General features: G+C 73.7%; 2 protein-coding genes. Both read left to right on the forward strand.

The genetic code is table 11. The annotated features are described in order from the left end of the window. Positions 1-274: 274 nt before the first annotated feature. A complete protein-coding gene (locus OHA84_RS04340) occupies positions 275-14656 on the forward strand; it encodes a non-ribosomal peptide synthetase (RefSeq protein ID WP_266973256.1) in 14382 nt (4793 codons plus the stop codon). Between the two features lie 20 nt (positions 14657-14676). Then, entirely contained in the window at positions 14677-21825 is a 7149-nt protein-coding gene (locus OHA84_RS04345) for an amino acid adenylation domain-containing protein (RefSeq protein WP_371591575.1), read from the forward strand. The last annotated feature ends 13 nt before the right edge of the window (positions 21826-21838 follow it).

The raw sequence follows: 21838 nt of genomic DNA on the forward strand, positions 1-21838 counted from the left end.
GTCGACCGACCGGCCCGCCCGAGCCGGCCGCGCACCACCCGTCTCGTCTCGGCCGCCACCGCCGGCGGCCCGGAAAGGCAACCGCCATGCCCCGCGCCCCCACCCCCGCGGCCCGCCCGCGCGCCCGCCTGCGCCGCGCCGCCGCCGGCCTCGTCAGCCTCCTGGCGGCCTCCCCCGCCCCGTCCGGACGCTGACCTTCCGCCACCTGCGGGCACCATCCGTCGCCCGACCGCCTCCTCGCCCCGCCGCCGCCGAACCCTGGAGCACGATCCCCATGAGTGACCGCCCTTCCCAGCGCCTCCCCCTCACCGGGGCCCAGACCGGGGTCTGGTACGGACAGCGGCTCGATCCCGAGTCCCCGGTCTACAACGTGGGCCAGTACGTCGAGATCGAAGGCGACCTGGACCCGGGCCTGTTCGTGACCGCCCTGCGGCGCACCGTCGCCGAGAGCGAGGCGCTCACGGCCCGGTTCGGCGAGGACGAGGCCGGCGATCCGTACCAGCTGACCTGGCCCGGACCGGCCGCCGGGCCGATCGTCGCGATGCTCGACCACACGGGCCAGGACGACCCGCTCGGCACGGCGCTCGCCCTGATGCGCCGGGACATGGCCACGCCGGTGGATCCCGTGACGGACCCCCTGTACGCGTTCACGCTCCACCGGATCGGTCCGGGCCGCACGCTCTGGTACCAGCGCGCCCACCACATCGCGCTCGACGCCTTCGGCTTCTCGCTGATCTCGCGGCGCACCGCCGAGGTGTACACCGCGCTCGTCCGCGGCGAGGAGCCGCCCGCGAACCCGTTCGGAGCCCTGAAGGTCGTCACCGACGAGGAGCGGGAGTACCGCGAGTCGCCCCGCTTCGAGGCCGACCGCGCGTACTGGCTGGAACGGCTGGCCGACTGCCCCGAACCCGAGCCGCTGAGCGGCACCGTACTGCCCGCCGCGCACGCCTTCCTGCGCGACGGCGCCACCCTGTCCGCCGAGGAGACCGCCGGTCTCCTGGACATCGCACGTTCCGCCCGCGCCAGTTGGGCCGACGTGGTGACCGCCGCGTTCGCGGCGTTCCTGCACCGGGCGACCGGCACCCACGACGTGCTGCTGTCGATGCCCGCCATGGCGCGCCTGGGCTCGGCCGCGCTCAAGGTCCCGGCCATGGTCGTCAACGTGCTGCCGCTGCGGATCGCCGTGCGGCCCGGCGTCGCGCTGGGCGACCTGGTCGCCGAGGTCGCCGCCGGGATCCGCGACCTGCGCCGCCACCAGCGCTACCGCGCGGAGGACATCCGCCGCGAGTTGGGTCTGTCCGGCCGCGCCCGGGGGCTGCTGGGTCCCATGGTCAACGTGAAGGCGTTCGACAACTCCCTGGACTTCGCGGGCGCCCCCGCCACCGTGCACAACGTCGCCGCCGGTCCCGTCGACGACCTGACCCTCGGCGTGTACCACGACGCCGCCGAGGGCCGGATCCGCTTCGAGTTCGACGGCAACCCCCAGGCGTACGAGGCGGCTTCGCTGGCCGAGCGCTGCCGGGAGTTCGCCCGCTTCCTGCGCGCGGCCGCGGCGGCCGGCCCGCTCGTTCCCGTCGGTCGTCCCGACCTGCTCTCCCCGCAGGCGCTGGAGAGCGTCCTGCGCGCCGGCAACGACACCGCGCGGGCGTTGCCTCCCGGTACCGCGATCGAGGCCTTCGCCGAGCAGGCCCGCCGGCATCTGCTGCTGCCCGCCGTGATCTGCGGTCCGGTCACCCTCGACTACGCCACGCTCGACGAGCGTGCGCGCCGGCTCGCCCGGGTGCTGGCCGACCGTGGCGTCGGCCCCGAGAGCTTCGTGGGGCTCGCCCTGCCCCGCACCGCCGACCTGATCGTCGCCCTGCTCGCCGTCTGGCGGGCCGGCGGCGCCTACCTGCCGCTGGACCTGGACTACCCCGCCGACCGGCTCACGTTCATGGTCGAGGACGCCCGCCCCGTGTGCGTGCTGACCACCCTGGACAGTGCCGCCCTCGCCCCGCAGGTCGCGGGGGTGGAGACCGTGGTCCTGGACGCCCCGGACACGCTCGCCGCGCTCGCCGACGTCAGACCCGAGGACCCGGCGGCCGACCTGCGCGCCCCGGACCCGGAGCACCCGGCGTACGTCATCCACACCTCGGGCTCCACCGGCCGCCCCAAGGGCGTGGTGATCTCGCACGGCGCCCTGGCCAACTTCCTGCACATGCAGGCCGAGATCCTCGAACTGACCCCGAACGACCGGCTGGTGGCCGTCACCACCATCTCCTTCGACATCGCCGCGTTGGAGATCCACACCCCGCTGATCTGCGGGGCGACGGTGGTCCTCGCCGACCGGGACACCGTGCGCGACCCGGCGGCCCTGGCCGCCCTCGTCGACGAGCACCGCCCGGCCGTCATGCAGGCCACCCCCTCCCTGTGGCACGCGCTGCTGGAGGACGGTCGGCCGACCACCCTGGACGGCACCCGGGTCCTCGTCGGCGGAGAGGCCCTGCCGGCCGTGCTGGCCGAGCGGCTGGCCCGTACCGCGCTGTCCGTCACCAACGTCTACGGGCCGACCGAGGCCACCGTCTGGGCCACCTCCGCGGACCTGGCGCCCGACCACACCGGTGTCCCGGACATCGGCGTGCCGTTCTGGAACACGCGGGCGTACGTCCTGGACGGCGCCCTGCGCCCGGTCGCCCCGGGCCGTCAGGGCGAGCTGTACCTGAGCGGCTCCCAGCTCGCCCGGGGCTACCTCGGGCGGCCCGCGTTGACGTCGGAGCGGTTCACCGCGGACCCGTTCGGCGGGCCGGGCGAGCGCATGTACCGCACGGGCGACCTGGCCCGGCGGACCGCGGACGGGCGGATCGAGTTCGTCGGCCGGGCCGACGACCAGATCAAGCTGCGCGGCTTCCGGATCGAACTCGGCGAGATCGAGGCGGCGCTGACGGCGGCCGAGGGCGTGGGGCGCGCCGTGGTCCTGGTCCGCGAGGACCTGCCCGGCTTCCCGGCACTGGTCGGGTACGTCACCCCGGCCGGCGACGGCCCGGCCCCCGAGGCGGGCGCGTTGCGCCGGGCGGCGGCCCGGCGGCTGCCCGAGTACATGGTCCCGTCGGCGGTGGTGGTGCTGGACGCGTTCCCGCTGACCTCGAACGGGAAGGTCGACCGGCGTTCGCTCCCGGCCCCCGACCTGTCCGGCCTGACCGGTTCCGGTCGTGCGCCGCGCGGTGCCCGTGAGGAGATCCTCGCGGGAATCTTCGCGGAGGTGCTGGCCCTGCCGGCCGTGGGTCCGGACGACGACTTCTTCTCCCTGGGCGGGCATTCGCTGTTGGCCGCCCGGGTGATCGCCCGGGTGCGGACCGCGCTGGACCGCGAGTGCGGGATCCGCGACGTCTTCGAGGCCCGTACGGTCGCGGCTTTGGCGGCGCGGCTCGCCGACCGCACCGCCGCGGCCCGTCCGACGCCGACCGCCGGGGACCGCCCCGATCCGCTGCCGCTGTCGTACGCGCAGCAGCGTCTGTGGTTCCTGCACCAGGTGGAGGGCCCCAGCGCCACGTACAACATCCCGTTCGCGGTGCGCTTCGACAGCGCGTTGGACGCCGGGGCCCTGCGCGCCGCGCTGGGTGACGTCGTCACCCGGCACGAGGCGCTGCGGACGGTGTACGGCGAGCGCGAGGGCGTTCCGTACCAGCGGGTGCTGAGCCCGGCCGAGGCGGACGTCCGGCTGCACCTGCGCGACGTGCCGGAGGGCGGCTTCGACGCCGCCGTGGACCTCGCGCTCACCCACCTCTTCGACCTGTCGGCGCAGGCGCCCCTGCGGGTGACTCTGGTGCGCGACGCCCGGTCCGGCGCGGACGCGCTGGTGGTGTTGCTGCACCACATCGCGAGCGACGAGTGGTCCATGGGGCCGTTCCTGCGCGACCTGGAGCAGGCCTACGCCGCCCGGTGCGCCGGTGAAGCGCCCCGGTTCCCCCCACTGGAGCTCCAGTACGGCGACTTCGCCCTGTGGCAGCGCCGGCTGCTGGGCGCGGTGGACGAGCCGGGTTCGGTGGCGGGCGAGCAGGCCGGGTACTGGCGGCGGGTCCTCGACGCCCTGCCCGAGGAGGCGGGACTGCCCGCCGATCGACCGCGACCGGCCGTCGCCGATCACGCGGGGGCGCTGGTGTACCGCCCCCTGCCCTCCGAACTCGCCTCGGGCATAAGGACATTGGCCCGGGAGAGCGGCACCAGCGTCTTCATGGTCGTGCACGCGGCGGTGGCGGCGCTCCTGCACCGGCTCGGCGCAGGCGAGGACATCGTGTTGGGCAGCCCCGTCGCCGGTCGGGCCGACAGCGCCCTGGACGAACTGGTCGGCTTCTTCGTCAACACGCTGGTGCTGCGCACCGACCTGTCCGGCGACCCGGCCTTCGGCGAGGTGCTGGAGCGGGTACGGACCGCGGACCTGACGGCGCTGGACCACTCCGATCTGCCCTTCGACCAGGTCGTGGAGGCCGTCAACCCCGAACGCTCGCTGGCGCGGCATCCGTTGTTCCAGACGATGGTGTCCCACAGCACCGTGACCCAGGACGTACGGGTCCTGTTCGGGCTGCCGGCGAGGGTGGACCGGGTGGACCCCGGGGCCACCAAGTTCGACCTCGACATCACCTTCTCGGACGCGGCGCACAGCGAGGACCTGGAGCTGGAGGTCTTCTACTCCACCGCGCTGTTCGACCGAGCGACGGTGGAGACGTTCACGGACCGGCTGCTGCGGGTGCTGGCCGAGGCGGTCGCCGATCCGACCCGCCCCGTGTCGGCGTGGGAGCTGCGCGCGGAGACCGAGCGGGCCCGCATGGACCGCTGGAACGCGACCGACCGCCCGGTGCCGCCGCAGGGCGTGACGCGGGTGTTCGCGGAGCGGGCCGCCCTGGATCCGGACGCGCTCGCGCTGGTCGCGGGTGCGGAGCGGCTGACGTTCGCCGAGCTCCGCGACCGTGCGGACCGGCTGGCCTCGGTGCTGGTCGAGGAGGGCGTCGGGCCCGACGCGGTGGTGGCCCTCGCCGTGCCGCGCTCGGCCGACGCCGTGGTGGCGGTCCTGGCCGTACTGAAGGCCGGCGGCGCGTACCTGCCGCTCGACCTCGACCTGCCGGCCGAGCGGTTGGCGTTCATGGTGGAGGACGCCGCCCCGGTGTGCGTGGTGACCACCCTCGCGGTCGCCGACCGCGTCGCGGGCGTTCCCGCCGTGGTCCTGGACGCGCCCTCGACGGTGGAACGTTTCGCCTCTGCGGTGGCGGGCCCGGACGCGGACGTGGACCCCGAGCACGCGGCGTACGTCATCTACACCTCGGGTTCCACGGGTCGCCCGAAGGGCGTCGTGCTCCGGCACGCCGGCCTGACCCGGCTGTTCCGCGACCACGAGCGGGACCTGTACCTGCCGGTCGCGGCCCGTCTCGGACGCCGGGTGCGCGCCCTGCACACGGCCTCCTTCTCCTTCGACTCCTCGTGGGAGCAGCTGCTGTGGCTGGTCGCCGGCCACGAGCTGCACGTTCTCGACGAGTACGGTCGGCGGGACGCCGACGCGGTCGTGGCGTACGTGCGTCAGGAGCGCGTCGACGCCCTCGACGTGACGCCGTCGTACGGCCGCCGGCTCGTGGACGCCGGGCTGCTCACCGGATCGTGGCGCCCGCCGCTGTTCCTGCTGGGCGGCGAGGCCGTGCCGGCGGGGCTCTGGTCGGAGCTGCGCGAGGTCGCCGACGTGGAGGTCGTCAACTACTACGGGCCCACCGAGTTCACGGTGGACGCGCTGGTCGCCCGGGTCGGCGACTGCGCCACCCCGGTCGTGGGGCGGCCGTTGGACAACGCCCGGGCCCACGTGCTCGACGCCCGGCTGCGGCCGGTGCCCGTCGGCGTGCCCGGTGAGCTGTACCTGGCGGGCGAGCAGAACGCCCGCGGGTACCTGGGGCGTCCGGCACTGACGTCGGAGCGCTTCGTCTGCGACCCGTTCGGCGGGCCGGGCAGCCGGATGTACCGGACCGGCGACCTGGCCCGGTGGCGGGCCGACGGCCTGATCGAGTTCCTGGGCCGGGCCGACGACCAGGTGAAGATCCGCGGGTTCCGCGTCGAGCTCGGCGAGGTGGAGAGCGCGCTCGCCGTGCTCGACGGCGTGAGCGCGGCGGCCGTCGTGGTCCGCGAGGACATCCCCGGCATCCCCCGGCTCGTCGGCTACGTCACGGGCCCGGCCGATCCGGCGGCGCTGCGCGAGGAACTGGCGCGCGTGCTGCCGGACCACATGGTCCCGGCCGTCGTGATGACCCTGGCGGAACTGCCGACCACGATCAGCGGAAAGCTCGACCGGGCCGCCCTGCCGGCGCCCGTGTCGACGGACGAGCCGACCGGCCGGGCACCGCGGGGCGCCGCCGAGGTGCGGGTCGCCGAGGTGTTCGCGGAGGCGCTGGGGCTGTCCGCCGTCGGCGCCGACGCCGACTTCTTCCGGCTCGGCGGGCACTCCCTGCTGGCCACCCGGGTGGTCGCCCGGATCCGGGCGACGGGCACCGAGTGCTCGATCCGGGACGTGTTCGAGGCCCGTACGGTCGCCGCGCTCGCCGCGCGGCTGGACGGCCGGGGAGGGGCCGCGCGCCCCGCGCTGGTCGCGGGCGCGCGCCCGGACCGGTTGCCTTTGTCGTACGCCCAGGCCCGGTTGTGGTTCCTGCACCGGATGGACGGCCCGAACGCCACCTACAACATTCCGCTCGTGCTGCGCCTGCGCGGGGCTCTCGACCCGGCGGCGCTGCGGGCGGCGGTCGCCGACGTGGTGGGCCGCCACGAGGCCCTGCGCACCCTGTTCGCCGAGGACGCCGAGGGCCCGTACCAGCGGATCCTGGCCCCCGCCGAGGCCGTGGTGCCGTTCTCGACGGCCCGGGTGCCGGCCGGTGAACTGGCCGCGCGGACCGAGGAGGCGGCGGCCCACGCCTTCGATCCGGGGTCCGAACTCCCGCTGCGGGTCACGCTGTTGGAGGCGGGCCCGGAGGACTGGACGCTCCTCCTGCTGGTGCACCACATAGCGGGCGACGAGTGGTCGGCCGGTCCCCTGCTGGCCGACCTGGATCGCGCGTACACGGCCCGCCTCGACGGCCGGGCACCGGAGTTCGCTCCGCTGCCGGTGCAGTACGCGGACTACGCGCTGTGGCAGCGGGAGCTGCTCGGCGACCCGGCGGCGGAGGGCTCGCCGGCGCACCGCCAGGCGGACTTCTGGCGCACCGCGCTGGCGGGGCTGCCGCAGGAGTTGTCCCTTCCGGTGGACCGGCCGCGGCCGGCCGTGCCCTCACACCGGGGCGCCACCCTCGAAACCGTCCTGCCCACCGAGCTGGTGACGGGCCTGGACGGGCTGGCCGGATCGGCCGGCACGACGGTGTTCACCGTCGTCACGGCCGCGGTGGCGGCGCTGCTGCACCGGCTCGGCGCGGGAGAGGACATCCCGCTGGGCAGCCCGGTCGCCGGGCGCGGCGAGGAGGCCCTCGATCCGCTGGTCGGCTTCTTCGTCAACACCGTGGTGATGCGCGCCGACCTGTCGGGGGAGCCCGACTTCGCGGAGGTGCTGCGGCGCACCGCGGCGGCCGGCACGGCCGCGCTCGACCACGCCGACCTGCCCTTCGACGCGGTCGTGGAGGCCGTCAACCCGCAGCGGTCGCTGGCCCGGCACCCCCTCTTCCAGACGATGGTGGCCTACGAGGGCGGCGCCGAGGTGGCGCGTCCGCTCGCCGGGCTGGCCGCCGAGGAGGTTCCGGTGGCCGCCGGGGCCGCCAAGTTCGACCTGGAGATCCTCTTCCGGCGGACGCCCGACCGTGACGCGCTGGGCGCCGGCATGACCTGCGGGGTGCGCTATGCCGTCGATCTCTTCGACGAGGTGACGGTCCGGACCCTGGCCGATCGGCTCGTGCGGCTCCTGACGGCCGTGGTCGCGGACCCGACGGCGCCCGTCTCGGCGATCGAGCTGATGGACCCGGCCGAACGGGAACGGGTACTCACCCGCTGGAACGACACCGCCCGGCCCGTCCCCACCCTCACCCTCGACGACCTGGTCGCCGCCGGCGCACGACGCGACCCGGAGGGCACGGCCCTCGTCTTCGAGGGCGTCGAACTCACCCGCGCCGAGTTCGAGGACCGCGTCAACCGCCTCGCCCGACTCCTCATCACCCACGGCGTCGGCCCCGAGAAGGTCGTCGGCGTCGCACTCCCCCGGTCCTTCGACCTCGTCATCGCCCTGCACGCCGTCGTCCGCGCCGGCGGCGCCTACCTCCCCCTCGACACCACCCTGCCCACCGACCGCCTCACCCACATGATCCAAACCGCCGCCCCGGTGTGCCTGGTGACCGACCTGCCTTCACTCGACGCGGTCCCGGTACCCGCCGACGCCGAGGTGGTCGTGATCGGGGCGCCCGAGGTGACGGCGGACCTGGCTTCGCTGCGCGGTGACTCCGTGACCGATGCGGACCGCTCGGCGGTGCTGTTGCCGCGCCACCCCGCATACGTCATCTTCACCTCCGGATCCACCGGCCGCCCCAAGGGCGTCATGGTCGAACACGAGGCCATCGTCAACCGCCTGCAATGGATGCAGGGCGCCTACCGACTCGCCTCGGACGACCGCGTGTTGCAGAAGACACCCGCCGGATTCGACGTATCCGTCTGGGAGTTCTTCTGGCCCCTCGCCGAAGCCACCCCCCTCGTCATCGCCCGACCCGAAGGCCACAAGGACCCCGACTACCTCGCCGCCCTCATCCGCGAACAGCGCGTCACCGTCCTGCACTTCGTCCCCTCGATGCTCGCCGCGTTCCTCGCCGACACCGAGATCACCACCTGCCCCACCCTGCGACTCGTCGTCTGCAGCGGCGAGGCCCTCCCCACCGACCTCACCACCCGCTTCCACACCTCGGCCGGTTCGACCGGTGCGGTACTGGCCAACCTGTACGGGCCGACCGAGGCTGCCGTGGACGTCACGGCGGCGGACTGCCCCGCCGTGGTGGCGGGTCCGGGCGCGGGTTCGGGTTCGGGTTCGGGTTCGGGGTCGGCATCGGGTTCGGCGGCGGCATGGGCTTCAGGTTCGGCTTCGGCGTCCATCGGTGCTCCGGTGTGGAACACGCAGGTGTACGTCCTGGACCACCACCTGCGACCCGTACCCCCCGGCGTACCCGGCGAACTCCACCTCGCCGGCACCCAACTCGCCCGCGGATACACCAACCAACCCTCACTCACCGCCGAACGCTTCATCGCCAACCCCCACAGCACACCCGGCACCCGCATGTACCGCACCGGCGACATCGTCCGCTGGCTCCCCAACGGCACCCTCGACTACCTCGGCCGCACCGACAACCAAATCAAACTCCGCGGCCTACGCATCGAACTCGGCGACATCGAAACCGCCCTCACCACCCACCCCCACATCACCCACGCCACCGTCATCCTCCGCGAAGACACCCCCGGACACCCCCAACTCACCGCCTACCTCATCCCCACCCCCCACACCACAACCCCCCACACCACCACCCTCGACACCGCCGCCATCAAAACCCACCTCACCACCCGACTCCCCGACTACATGCACCCCACCCACTACATCCCCCTCACCCACCTCCCCCTCACCCCCAACGGAAAACTCGACCGCAACGCACTCCCCACACCCGTCGAAGCCGAGGGTGAGGTGTCCCGGGCGCCGCGCGACGCCCGCGAGGAGATACTCGTCGGGATCCTGGCCGATGTGCTGGGGCGCTCCGCGGTGGGCGTCTCGGACGACTTCTTCGCGCTCGGCGGGCATTCGCTGCTGGCGGCGCGGGTGGCCGGTCGGATCCGGGAAGCGTTCGGCGTGGACTGCGGGATCCGGGACGTGTTCGAGCTGCGGACCGTCGAGGCCCTCGCGGCCCGGCTGGCCGAGCGGACGTTCGGCCCCGCCAGGCCCGCGCCGGCGGCGTCCGAGCGGGGCGAGCGCCCCGTGCTCTCCTTCGCCCAGCACCGGCTGTGGCTGCTGGACAGCGTGCGGGGACCGTCCACGACGTACAACGTGCCGGTGGCCGTGCGCCTCGACGGTCCGGTCGACCCGGTGGCACTGCGTGCGGCGGTCGCCGACGTGGTGGCACGGCACGAGGTGCTGCGCACCGTGATCGGCGAGTACGACGGTGAGCCGTACCAGCGGGTTCTTGCCCCGTCCGAGGTGTCGGTGGCGGTGTCGGTGCGGGAGGTCTCGTCGGACCGGCTCGCGGACGAGATGGTCCTCGCGGGCAGCCACGTCTTCGACCTGGCCTCCGAGGTCCCGATCAGGGTGAACCTGCTGCGGACCGCGCCCGACCGGCACGTCCTGGTCGTGTTGCTGCACCACATCGCCACCGACGAGGGCTCGACCGCCCCGCTGTTGGCCGATCTGGACCTGGCCTACACGGCTCGACTGGCAGGCCGGGCACCGGTGTTCGCTCCGCTGCCGGTGCAGTACGCGGACTACGCGCTGTGGCAGCGCGAGCTGCTGGGCGAGGCCTCCGACGCGGAGTCCCTCGCGGCGGCCCAGGCCGGGTACTGGCGTGACGCCCTGGCCGGCATCCCGGCGGAGCTGGCGTTGCCCGCGGACCGCGCGCGTCCGGCGGAGCCCTCGTACGAGGGCGGCGTGGTGACCTTCGAGGTTCCGCGGGAGACGACGGCCGGCCTGGCCCGGATCGCCCGGGAGAGCGGGGCCACGCTGTTCATGGTGGCGCACGCCGCGGTGGCGACGTTGTTGCATCGGCTCGGAGCGGGCGACGACATCCCGCTGGGCAGTCCCGTGTCGGCCCGCGAGGGCGCGGAGTCGGAGGGGCTGGTCGGTTTCTTCCTCAACACGCTGGTCTTGCGGGCGGACGTGTCCGGGGATCCGACCTTCACCGAACTGGTCGCCCGGGTGCGGGACACCGGCCTGGCCGCGTTCGCGCACGCCGATCTGCCGTTGGAGGCCGTGGTCGAGGCGGTGGACCCGGAGCGCTCGCGTTCCCGCAACCCGCTGTTCCAGACGATGGTGACCTTCCACTCCGTGGACGGCGCCGTGCCGGAGCTGTTCGGCCTGCCCGCCGAGGAACTCGTCGTCGAGACGGGTGGCGCCAAGTTCGACCTGGAGGTCGCCTTCGGCGCCGACCGCGACGGCGCCGGCATCGCGGGCGGCATCCGCTTCGCCGTCGATCTCTTCGACGAAGGGACGGTCCGGACCCTGGCCGATCGGCTCGTGCGGCTCCTGACGGCCGTGGTCGCGGACCCGACGGCGCCCGTCTCGGCGATCGAGCTGATGGACCCGGCCGAACGGGAACGGGTACTCACCCGCTGGAACGACACCGCCCGGCCCGTCCCCACCCTCACCCTCGACGACCTGGTCGCCGCCGGCGCCCGACGCGACCCTGAGGGCACGGCCCTGGTCTTCGAGGGCGTCGAACTCACCCGCGCCGAGTTCGAGGACCGCGTCAACCGCCTCGCCCGACTCCTCATCACCCACGGCGTCGGCCCCGAGAAGGTCGTCGGCGTCGCGCTCCCCCGGTCCTTCGACCTCGTCATCGCCCTGCACGCCGTCGTCCGCGCCGGCGGCGCCTACCTCCCCCTCGACACCACCCTCCCCACCGACCGCCTCACCCACATGATCCAAACCGCCGCCCCGGTCCTGATGGTTACCGACACTCTGTCGGCAACTTCGCTTCCGGAGGTACCGGGCATCCCGGCTCTGTCGCTCGACGGGCCCGAGGTCGGTACCCGTCTCGCGGGGGAGTCGGCGGCGGTCGTGACCGATGCGGACCGCTCGGCGGTGCTGCTGCCGCGCCACCCCGCATACGTCATCTTCACCTCCGGATCCACCGGCCGCCCCAAGGGCGTCATGGTCGAACACGAGGCCATCGTCAACCGTCTCCAGTGGATGCAGGGCGCCTACCGACTCGCCTCGGACGACCGCGTGTTGCAGAAGACACCTGCCGGATTCGACGTATCCGTCTGGGAGTTCTTCTGGCCGCTCGCCGAAGCGACGCCCCTCGTCATCGCCCGACCCGAGGGCCACAAGGACCCCGACTACCTCGCCGCCCTCATCCGCGAACAGCGCGTCACCGTCGTGCACTTCGTTCCCTCGATGCTCGCCGCGTTCCTCGCCGACACCGAGATCACCACCTGCCCCACCCTGCGACTCGTCGTCTGCAGCGGCGAAGCCCTCCCCACCGACCTCACCACCCGCTTCCACACCTCGGCCGGAACCTCAAAGGTCGCCCTGGAGAACCTCTACGGCCCCACCGAGGCGGCCGTCGACGTCACCGCCGGTTCCTGCACGGTGGAGGCCGCCGCGGAAGGTCGTGCCTCCGCATCGATAGGCAGTCCGGTGTGGAACACGCAGGTGTACGTCCTGGACCACCACCTGCAACCCGTACCCCCCGGCGTACCCGGCGAACTCCACCTCGCCGGCACCCAACTCGCCCGCGGATACACCAACCAACCCTCACTCACCGCCGAACGCTTCATCGCCAACCCCCACAGCACACCCGGCACCCGCATGTACCGCACCGGCGACATCGTCCGCTGGCTCCCCAACGGCACCCTCGACTACCTCGGCCGCACCGACAACCAAATCAAACTCCGCGGCCTACGCATCGAACTCGGCGACATCGAAACCGCCCTCACCACCCACCCCCACATCACCCACGCCACCGTCATCCTCCGCGAAGACACCCCCGGACACCCCCAACTCACCGCCTACCTCATCCCCACCCCCCACACCACAACCCCCCACACCACCACCCTCGACACCGCCGCCATCAAAACCCACCTCACCACCCGACTCCCCGACTACATGCACCCCACCCACTACATCCCCCTCACCCACCTCCCCCTCACCCCCAACGGAAAACTCGACCGCAACGCACTCCCCACACCCGTCATCGCGGCTCGGCCGACCCTCGCATCGCCGGCATCGGCGGTCGTCCCGGCCACCCCGTCGGGTACTCCGGAACAGGTGCTGTGCGCTCTGATGGCCGAGGTCCTGGGATTGTCCGCGGTCGCCCCGGACGAGAACTTCTTCGAGCTCGGCGGCGACAGCATCATCTCCATCCGCCTGGTGAGCCTGGCGCGCAAGGCCGGGCTGACGGTCTCCGCCCGGCAGATCTTCCAGAACCCGACCCCGGCCGCCCTCGCCGCGTTGACCGCGCCCCGCGACGGCGCCCCGGCCGCCCCGGTCCGCCCGTCGGACGGTGGCCCGGGTCCACTGCCGCTGCCGCCGGTCGCGCAGTGGCTCGCCGAGCGCGGCGGCCCGTTCGCCTCCTTCGCGCAGGCCAGGTTGATCCGGCTGCCCGCCGGCGTCCGACACCCGCAGCTGGTGTCCGCGCTGCAAGCGGTCCTGGACCACCATGACGCGCTGCGGATGAACCTGACCGTCCCGCGTCCCGGCGTGTGGAGCGCGGAGATCCGTGAGGTCGGTGCGGTGCGGGCCGACGCGGTCCTCGATCGCGCCGAGGCCGCCGGCCTGGACGACGCCGCGCTGCGGGCGTTGATCGGCGTCGAGTCGGGACGCGTCTCGGCGTCGTTCGACCCCGAGGCGGGCGTTCTCGTACGGGCGGTGCACTTCGACCGCGGTCCCGGCGAGGACGGCCGGCTGCTGATCGCCGCGCACCACCTGGCGGTCGACGAGGTGTCCTGGCAGATCCTCCTCCCGGACCTGCGGGCGGCGTACGAGGCGGTGGCCGCGGGTCGGGCCCCGGCCCTGGAGCCGGTGGGCACCTCGCTGCGCGGCTGGACCACCCACCTGCTCGCGGAGGCGCAGCACCCGCGCCGCACCGCCGAGTTGGACCGCTGGCTGGCCGCCCAGCCGGGCGGCCCGCTGCTCGCCGACCGGCCGCTCGATCCGGGGACGGACACCGCCGCGACCGCGCGGACCCTGAGCGTGCGGCTGTCCGCCGAGCGCACCGCGCCGCTGCTCCATGCGGTGCCCGCCGCCTTCCACGGCACGGTCGGCGACACCCTGTTGACCGCGCTGGCGCTCGTCGTCGGCGACCGGGCGGCCCGGTCCGGCCGCGCCGGCGCCGGCTTCACCGTGGACCTGGAGGGCCACGGGCGGGAGCAGGAGCTGATGCCGGGCGCCGACCTGACCCGTACGGTCGGCTGGCTCACCACCATCCACCCGCTGCGGCCGGCCGGCGGATCGTACGATCCGGCCGCCGTGCTGGCCGGGCGGGAGGACGCCGGGGCCGCGCTGAAGGAAGTGAAGGAGTTGCTGCGCGCCGTGCCCGACGGCGGGATCGGCGCCGGGTTGTTGCGGTACGCCAACCCGGCCGCGGCCCGGCTGTTCGATCCGTCGGCGCGCGCCGAGGTCCTGTGGAACTACCTGGGTCGCCAGACCGGGCGGACCGCCGACTCTTGGGGCCGTGCCGACGAGGCCGATGCCCTGTCGGCCCGCCCGGACCCGGACATGCCGCTCTCCCACGTACTGGAGATCACGGCGGAGATCACCGAAGGGGCCGACGGGCCGGAGCTGACGGCCACGTTCATCCGGGCCGGCGAGGCCCTTTCCGCCGGGACCGTCCAAGACCTCGCGGACGGCTGGCTGTCCGCCGTGAACGCCCTCGCCTCCTGGGCCGACGGCACCACCACCGGGGGGTACACCCCCTCGGACCTCGACCTGGTCGACCTCGACCAGGACCAGATCACCATGCTCGAAGAAATGTGGAGGGCCCAGCAGTGACGCAGGCGCGAATCGAGGACATGCTTCCGCTGTCCCCCTTGCAGCAGGGCATGCTGTTCCATTCCGTGTACGACCAGAGCGCGCCCGACGTCTACACCGTGCAGGTCACCGTCACCCTCGCCGGCCCGGTCGACGCGGACCGGCTGGAGCGGGCCGGGGCCGCGCTGCTGCGCCGCCACCCCAATCTGCGGGCCGGGTTCTGGCACGAGGGCGTTCCCCAGCCGGTGCAGTTCGTACCGGCCGAGGTGACCTTCGCCCTGAACCGGGTGGACCTGAGCGACGACCCCTCCGCGTCGGCGGTGCGCCGGGTGGAGCGGTCCGAGCTCAACCACCGCTTCGCTCTGCACCGCCCGCCGCTGCTGCGCCTGACGCTGGCCCGGCGGGGCCCGAACGACCACCTGCTCATCGTCACGGTGCACCACATCCTGGTCGACGGCTGGTCGATGCCGCTGCTCGTCGGTGATCTGCTCGCCCTGTACGACAACGACGGCGACCTGGCCGCGCTGCCCTCGGTGCGCCCGTACAAGGAGTACCTGCGCTGGCTCAAGCAGCAGGACGCGCCGGCCGCCGAGGGGGCCTGGCGCACCGCGCTCGCGGGGCTGGAGGATGCCACGTTGGTGGCGCCGGCCGACCCGTCGCGGACGGCGGTGCGGCCGGGCGTGCACCGGCTGGAGTTGTCGGAGCGTGCGACGGCCGGGCTGACGGCGGCCGCGCGGCGCATGGGGACCACGCCGAGCACCGTGATCCAGGCGGCGTGGGGTCTGCTGCTGGGCTCGTTGACGGGTCGCCGGGACGTGGTGTTCGGGCTGACGGTCGCGGGGCGGCCCGAGGAGATACCGGGTGTCGAGTCGATGGTGGGTCTGTTCATCACCACCGTCCCCGTCCGTCTCGCGGCGCGGCCGTGGGAGAGCGGGGCCGATCTGCTGCGCCGGTTCCGGGACGAGCAGAACGGGCTGCTGGCCCACCACCACCTGGGGCTGCGCCGGATCCAGAAGCAGGCGGGCGGCGGCGAGCTGTTCGACACGCTGGTGGTGATCGAGAACTATCCGGTGGACCCGTCGGCGAAGCCGGCCCTGTCCGACGGGGTGCGGGTCGCGGACGTGTCGGCGCGGGACGCCACGCACTATCCGCTGACGCTCGCGGTGTCGCTGGAGGAACGGGCCGAACTGGCCCTGGAGTACCGGCCCGACCTGTTCGACGCGCGGGCCGCGGCGGTGATCGCGGAGCGGCTGGCGGGTCTGTTGGAGCAGCTCACGACGGCGCCGCAGGCGCCGGTGGGCACCCTGGACCCGGTCACCCCGGGTGAGCGGGTCCGGTTGCGGGAGGGTTGGCGCGGCCGGGTCCGTGACGTGCCGGCGGGCACGGTCGCCGATCGGTTCGCCGAGCAGGTGGCGGCGACGCCCGACGCGTGCGCGGTGGTCGCGGGTGCGGAGCGGTTGACGTTCGCGGAGTTGGACGACCGGGCGGGTCGGTTGGCGGCGCTGCTGGCGGCGCGCGGGGTGGGCCCGGAGTCGGTGGTGGCGTTGGCGCTGCCCCGGTCGGCGGAGTCCGTCGTGGCGATCCTGGCGGTGCTCAAGGCGGGTGCGGCGTACCTGCCGATGGACCTGGACTATCCGGCCGATCGGCTCGCGTTGATGCTCGGGGACGCCGGGCCGGCGTGTGTGGTGACCGGGGGCGCGGCGACGGCGTCGCTGCCCGCGGCCGTGCCGGGCGGTCCGGAGCGGATCGTGCTGGACGCGCCGGAGATCCGTGCGGAACTCGCCTCCCGCGAGCCCGGGTTCACCGGCCCGCCGGTGGACGCCGAGCATCCCGCGTACGTCATCTACACCTCGGGCTCCACGGGCGTGCCCAAGGGCGTGGTGTTGACCGGCGGCGGGCTGGCGAACCTGTACGCCAACCACCTGACGGAGGTGTTCGGGCCGGCCGTGGGCGCCGCCGGCGGGAGACGGTTGCGTGCCCTGCACACCGCGTCGTTCAGTTTCGACACGTCCTGGGAGCAGTTGTTCTGGCTGATCGCGGGCCACGAGCTGCACGTCCTCGACGAGACGGGCCGGCGGGACGCGGAGTTCACCGTCGGCTATGTGCGCGAGCAGCGGATCGACGCGATGGACGTGACGCCGACCTACGCGCAGGCCCTGTTGGAGTGGGGTCTACTCGATGACGGCCGGCACCGGCCCGGGCTGCTGTTGCTGGGCGGCGAGGCCGTGCCGGAGGCCTTGTGGACGGAGGTCCGCGCGGCCTCCGGGGTGATGTCCGTGAACCTGTACGGTCCCACCGAGTACACGGTGGACGCGCTGGCCGCCGACCTGTCGGTGTCGGCGACCCCGATCGTGGGCCGCCCCATCGGCAACACCGCCGCGTACGTGCTGGACTCGGCGCTGCGTCCCGCTCCGGCGGGCACCCCCGGCGAGCTGTACCTCGCGGGGCACGGCACCGCGCGCGGCTACCTCGGCCGGCCGGGCCTGACGGCCGGGCGCTTCGTCGCCGACCCGTACGGGCCCGCCGGGTCCCGCATGTACCGGACGGGTGACCTGGTGCGGTTGCGGCCGGACGGCGAGTTGGAGTTCCTGGGTCGGGCCGACGACCAGGTCAAGATCCGCGGCTATCGGATCGAGCTCGGTGAGGTGGAGGCGGCGCTCAGCGCCCTGGAGGAGGTGGCGACCGCAGCGGCCGTGGTGCGGGAGGACACTCCCGGGGTCAAGCGCCTCGTCGGCTACGTGACCGGGCGGGTGGATCCGGCGCGCGCCCGTGAACTCCTCGCGGCCCGGCTGCCGGACTATCTGGTGCCGGCGGCGATCGTGGTGCTGGACGTCCTGCCGGTGAACGTCAGCGGGAAGCTGGACCGCTCCGCGCTCCCGTCGCCCACGCTCGGCGGCGCCGAGGACTCCAGGGCCCCGCGCGACGACCGCGAGCGTGCGCTGTGCGCGGTGTTCGTCGACGTCCTGGGGTTGAGGTCGGCGGGGATCGACGACGACTTCTTCGCGCTGGGCGGCGACAGCATCGTCTCGATCCAGTTGGTCACCCGGGCCCGCAAGGAGGGCCTCGTCCTGACCCCGCGCGATGTGTTCGAGCACCGCACGGTGGCCCGGATGGCGGCCGCCGCCGGCGCGGCGGGCGACGGGCAGGGCGGATACCTGGCCGCCGACGGCCCGCTGGTGGAACTCGGCGAGGAGCAGCGGCGCCTGGTGGCCGCGGCGTTCCCGTCGGCCGAGGAGATCCTGCCGTTGGCGCCGCTCCAGGAGGGCCTGTACTTCCACGCGGTGTACGACGATCGCGCTCTCGACGTGTATCTGATGCAGAACTTCGTGGAGCTGCTGCACGAGGTGGACACGACCGCGCTGCGGGGGGCCTTCGAGACGATGCTGCGGCGTCACCCGAACCTTCGGTCCGGGTTCTGGCACGAGGGCCTGGAAGGTCCGGTGCAGGTGGTGCCTTCCGCCTGGGAGCTGCCCTGGCGTGAGCTGGACCTCGGCGATCTCGACGCGGATGCCCAGGAGGCGGCGCTGCGGGAGTTCTCGCTCGCCGACGCGGCGACCCGCTTCGACCTGGCCGCGCCGCCGTTGCTGCGGGTGACGCTCATCCGCTTCTCCGCGACGCGGTGGGTGCTGTGCGTGACCCAGCACCACATCCTGACCGACGGCTGGTCGGAGTCGCTGTTCTTCGAGGAGCTGTTCGCCCTGTACGGCAACGGTGGCGCGGAGGAGGCGTTGGCACCGGTGACCCCGTACCGGGACTACCTGCGCTGGCTGGCCGCCGTCGACACCGAGGAGGCGGCCGGGGCCTGGCGGTCCCATCTGGCGGGGCTGGACCAGGGCACGCTGGTCGCGCCCGCGGACCCGGCCCGTCAACCGGTGACCGCGGAGGTGGTGGACCTGTCGCTGGACGAGGAGACCAGTGACCGGCTGCGGGCGTTCGCCCGGGGCTGCGGCATCACCTTGAACACGGTGCTGAGCACGGCGTGGGCGCTGTCGTTGGCGCAGATGACGGGCCGCGACGACGTGGTGTTCGGGGCGACGGTCTCGGGCCGTCCGGCGGACATCGCCGGGGTCGATCAGATGATCGGCATGTTCATGAACACGCTGCCGTTCCGGGTGTCGTTGCGGGCGGACGAGCCGCTGCGGGACCTGCTGGTGCGCGTACAGGCCGAGCACGCGGCGCTGCTGCCGTACCACTACGTGGGCCTGGGCCCCGTGCAGCGGCTCAGCGGCATCGGGCAGCTCTTCGACACCCTGTACGTGTTCCGCAACACCCCGCTGGACGACGCGGCCCGCGAGGAGGCGGTGGCCCGTCACCAGATCGGGTGGACGCACAGCGTCGACGGCACGCACTACCCGTTGACCCTGGCGGTGACCCCGGGGCGGGCCCTGGAGCTGACGCTGGCCTACCGGCCGGACCTGTACGACGAGGCGGCCGCCCGGCTGCTCGCCGACCGGCTGGCCCTGCTGGTGGGTCAGCTCTCGGACGGCGGTGCGCACCCCGTCGGCCGGCTGGCCACGCTGGGGGCCGGGGAGCGGGCGCTGCTGCTCGCCAAGGGCGACGACATGGGCCACGAGGTCCCGGACACCACGGTGATCGACCTGTTCGCCGAGCAGGCCGCCCGCACCCCGGACGACACCGCCCTGGTGTTCGAGGACGAGCGGCTGACCTACGCGGAACTGGACGCCCGCGCGAATCGGCTGGCCCGGTTGCTGGTCGCGCGGGGCGCGGGGCCGGAGACGGTGGTCGCGCTCGGTCTGCCGCGTTCGGCGGACTTCGTCGTGGCGTTGTTCGCCGTGCTCAAGACGGGCGCCGCGTACCTGCCGCTGGACCTGGACCACCCGGTGGACCGGCTGGCCACGATGGTGTCCGACGCGGCCCCGCTGTGCCTGGTGACGACCGCCCCGGTCGCGGACCGGGTACCGGTGGTCGATGGCGTTCCCGCGCTGACGCTGGACGCGCCGCGGACGCGGGAGGAGCTGGCCGCGCTGGCGGCGTCGCCGCTCGCGGAGTCGGAGCTGACCGGGGTGCGCGACGGCCGGCACCCGGCGTACGTCATCTACACGTCCGGTTCCACGGGACGCCCCAAGGGTGTCGTCGTGCCGTACGCGGGTCTGACGAACATGCTGCTCAACCACCGGGAGCGGATCTTCGCTCCGGCGGTGGCGCTGGCCGGCGGGCGCCGGATGCGGGTGGCGCACACCGTGTCCTTCGCGTTCGACATGTCGTGGGAGGAGTTCTTCTGGCTGGTCGACGGGCACGAGGTGCACGTGATCGGCGAGGAACTGCGCCTGGACCCGGCGGCGTTGACCGCGCACTACGACCGGGTGGGCATCGACGTCGTCAACGTCACCCCCTCGTACGGGCAGCAGCTCGTCGAGGCGGGGTTGCTGAGCCCCGACCGGCACCGGCCGACGCTGTTCCTGTTGGGCGGCGAGGCCGTGCCGGATTCCCTGTGGGAGCTGTTGAGGCGCACCGAGGGCACGATGGGCTACAACCTGTACGGCCCGACCGAGTACACGATCAACGCGCTGGGCGCGGACGTGGCGGACAGCGCCGGCTCGTGCGTGGGCCGGCCCATCCACAACACCCGGGCCTATGTGCTCGACAGCGCCCTGCGGCCGGTTCCGGCGGGGGTGCCGGGCGAGCTGTACCTGGCCGGTGCCGGTCTGGCGCGCGGCTACTTCGGGCGGCCGGCGCTGACCGCGGAACGGTTCGTGGCCGATCCGTTCGGTGAGCCGGGCACGCTGATGTACCGCACCGGTGACCTGGTGCGGTGGCGGGCCGACGACTCGATCGACTACCTCGGTCGGGCGGACGACCAGATCAAGATCCGCGGTTTCCGGATCGAGCTCGGGGAGATCGAGTCGGCGGTCGCGGCGGCGCCGGACGTGACCGCCGCCGCCGTGACCCTGCACACGGGTGCGGGCGGGGTCCGTCGGCTGGTGGCCTACACGGTGATGTCGGCCGGGGCGGCCGGTGACGCGGCGGCGCTGCGGGCACACCTGGCGCGGAGCCTTCCGGAGTACATGGTGCCGTCGGCGTTCGTGGAGCTGGCCGCGATGCCGCTCACGGTGAACGGCAAGGTGGACCGGGCTGCGCTGCCCGCACCGGACTTCGGGCAGGCGGGCGTCGGCCGGCCGCCGAAGGACGCGCGTGAGGAACTCCTGGCGGGGATCTTCGCGGAGGTGCTCGGCCTGGAGCAGGTCGGGGTGGAGGACAACTTCTTCGAGCTGGGCGGGCATTCGCTGCTCGCGATGCGCCTGGTCGGCAGGATCCGGGACGCGCTCGGGCTGCCGGTGCAGGTGGCCTCGGTGATGGCCGCGCCGACGGTGGCGGACATCGCGGCCCGGATCGGTTCGGACGCCCGTCAGGGCGCGCTGCGGGTGTTGATGCCGCTGCGGGAGCGGGGCACGGCCGCGCCGCTGTTCTGCTTCCACCCGGCGTCCGGGTTCAGTTGGCAGTACTCGGGCCTGCTGCGGTACCTGGACGCGGACCGGCCGGTGTACGGCCTCCAGTCGCCGGGGCTGTCCGGCCCGCAGCCGGACGTCGCGGACGTCGCGGAACTGGCCGAGCTCTACCTGGCGGAGATCAGGACGGTGCAGCCCGAGGGGCCGTACCACTTCCTGGGCTACTCCTTCGGTGGCACCGTCGCGCAGACGCTCGGTGCGCTGCTCCAGGAGCGCGGCGAGGCGGTGGCGTTCCTCGGCCTGTTGGACGCGTACCCGCCGGAGACCGAGGACTGGTCGTACGTGGACGACCCGGACTGGCGGGAGCGTCTGGAACGGGAGGAGAGCGGGTTCCTGCTGTCGGTGGCCGGTCTGGAGGGGGCCGCGGACGGTGAGCCGGTGGACCGTTCGGAGGCGGTGGCCGCGATCCGTGACAGCCAGGGCCTGCTGGCCGGCTTCGACGAGGACCTGTTGGAGTCGATCGTCTCCACCAACGTGCACTGTGTACGGCTGCTCTCGCGCAGCCGGACCCGCCGGTTCCGGGGTGACGTGCTGTTCTTCACGGCCGCCCGCACGACGCCGGCGGACGAGGCGCCCGCCCGGGTCTGGCCGCCGTACCTCGACGGCCGACTGGTGGAGCACGTCCTGGACTGCTCGCACGACGAGCTGATGTCCCCGGCCGTGTCGGCGCGGGTCGGGCCGGTGCTGGCGCGGGCGCTGGCCGCCCTGCCCGTCCGGGCGTGACGAGGGGGGCGGG

This window comes from Streptomyces sp. NBC_00513 (genome assembly GCF_041431415.1).
Taxonomy (GTDB): domain Bacteria; phylum Actinomycetota; class Actinomycetes; order Streptomycetales; family Streptomycetaceae; genus Streptomyces.

What these genes read in the sequence shown, in the direction of transcription:
- OHA84_RS04340 (WP_266973256.1), top strand. Translation starts at nt 275, where the DNA reads ATGAGTGACCGCCCTTCCCAGCGCCTCCCCCTCACCGGGGCCCAGACC.
- OHA84_RS04345 (WP_371591575.1), top strand. Translation starts at nt 14,677, where the DNA reads ATGCTTCCGCTGTCCCCCTTGCAGCAGGGCATGCTGTTCCATTCCGTG.